Annotated in this window: 3 protein-coding genes; 1 reads left to right on the top strand and 2 read right to left on the bottom strand. The window is 72.6% G+C overall.

Going from position 1 to position 1,924, the window contains the following annotated elements:
- Positions 1-486, bottom strand: a 486-nt coding sequence (locus tag AB0M20_RS40825) for a response regulator transcription factor (protein ID WP_364306600.1), incomplete at its 3' end; no start/stop codon positions are given.
- Complete coding sequence (locus AB0M20_RS40820) at positions 483-1,646, bottom strand: histidine kinase (protein ID WP_364306598.1); 1,164 nt, start codon at positions 1,644-1,646, stop codon at positions 483-485. The genes AB0M20_RS40825 and AB0M20_RS40820, both read right to left, overlap by 4 nt.
- Positions 1,647-1,788: 142 nt before the next feature.
- Here AB0M20_RS40820 and AB0M20_RS40815 point away from each other — a divergent pair.
- Positions 1,789-1,924, top strand: a 136-nt coding sequence (locus tag AB0M20_RS40815; RefSeq protein ID WP_364306602.1) for an ATP-binding cassette domain-containing protein, incomplete at its 3' end; no start/stop codon positions are given.

Below are 1,924 nucleotides of genomic sequence, written 5' to 3'. Positions count from 1 at the left end.
GCGGTCGGTCAAGCCCTTCAGCGCGGCGGGGTCCGTCGCCGCCCCGGACGGCTCCGGCTGCGTGAGGAACCGGGCGATCAGGCTGCGCGTGGCACCCGGCGACAGCAACGCCTCACCCGAGGCCACCAGCCGGATCGCGTCCAGCAGGTCGGACGGCTCGACGCCCTTGTTGAGGAAGCCGCTCGCGCCGGCCCGCAACGCCCGCAACACGTTCTCGTCGATCTCGAAGGTCGTCAGGATCAGCACCCGGACCCCGGCCATGTCCTCGTCGGCGGTGATCAGCCGGGTCGCCTCGATGCCGTCCAGCTCCGGCATGCGGATGTCCATGAGCACGACGTCAGCGCGATGCCGCCGGGCCAGGTCGACCGCCTCCCGGCCGGTGGCGGCCTCGCCGACCACCTGCAGATCGTCGGCGCTGTCCAACAGCACCCTGAACCCGGCCCGGATGAGCGCCTGATCGTCGGCCAGCAGCACTCGGATCGTCACGCGCGCACCCCCGCGGGCAGATCGGCCTCGACCACGAACCGGCCACCGTCGCGGTTCGCGCGCAGCGTGCCACCCACCGCCGTGGCGCGTTCCCGCATGCCGACGAGCCCGTGTCCGTTGCTCTCCACCCCGCCGTTGGCGTCATTCGTGACGGCGATCCTCACCCCGGCCGGCGTGAACGTCACGCTGAGATGTGCGGCGCGGCCGGCCCCGTGCTTCTGCGCGTTCGTCAGTGACTCCTGCACGATCCGATACGCCGCCAGGTCCACGGCCGCGGGCAGCTCGCGGGCCTCGCCCTGCTGCTCGTGCTCCACGGTCAGCCCGGCGGCGGCCATCGAGTCGAGCAGCCCGCCGAGCTTGGCCAGGCCTCGGGTCGGCTCGGAATCCTCCGCGTCGTCGGGGCTGCGCAGCACGCCGAGCAGGGTGGAGATCTCGTCGAGCACGGTCCGGGCCGCCTGGCGAACATGGGCCAGCGCGGTGTCCGCGGCGTCCGGCTGCGTACGCAGCACATGCGCCGCCACGCCCGCCTGCACGTTGATCATCGCGATGTTGTGCGCCACGACGTCGTGCAGCTCCCGGGCGATGCGCAGCCGTTCCTCGGCGACCCGGCGTCGTGCCTCCTCGTCACGGCTCTGCTCGGCCCGCCGCGCGCGTTCCTCGATCGCGGCGATGTAGGCCCGCCGCGTGCGCAGGCCGTCGCCGATCGCGATCGCCATCCCGACCCACGCCACCACGCCGATCGTCTCGGGGTCGGCCCAGCCCTCGTCGGTGAAGATCGCCGAGGCCAGGTAAAGGATGGCGCCCACCACCGCGCCGGTCAGCAGGGCGGAACGGCGGTTGCTCGCGAAGGCAAGGGTGCAGGCAGCGACATACGCCGCAATCAGCAGAGGGGCACGCGGCACGTCCGCGATGATCAGCCCGACGGCGATCAGGGTGGCCGCCAGCAGCACCGGCCCCGGCCAGCGCCGGCGCAGCGTGATCAGCCCGAAGGCGACCAGCGCCACCACGAAGTCGCTGACCCGCGGCGGTCGCGGCTCCTTGTGCGGCCCCGGCCCCACCAGCACCATCAGGATCGACAGCGCGCCCACCACAAGACCCAGCACGGCATCCGCGGCCAGCGGATGCGCGGCAAGGGCGGTGCGAGCGCGCGCGAGGACCATGACCCCGACGGTACGGGAACCGCGTGGCCGGCCGCGTCGTCCCGCGGCTGTAGCCGGCCGGACGTCCTACTTCAACCGCGGTATGCCGAGAGCCCACACCGGCACGACGCGGATCAGGCCCGCGGCGACCATCGTTGACGGCATGATCGAGGTACGCGAGCTCACCAAGCGCTACGGGGACAAGACGGCCGTCGACGGTCTCACGTTCACCGTCCGCCCCGGCATCGTCACCGGGTTCCTGGGCCCCAACGGCGCCGGAAAGTCCACCACGATGCGCA

The organism is Actinoplanes sp. NPDC051633 (genome assembly GCF_040681735.1).
Taxonomy (GTDB): domain Bacteria; phylum Actinomycetota; class Actinomycetes; order Mycobacteriales; family Micromonosporaceae; genus Actinoplanes.
The sequence above is the reverse complement of the archived record's forward strand: the minus strand, read 5'-3'. Positions and strand labels throughout refer to the sequence as shown.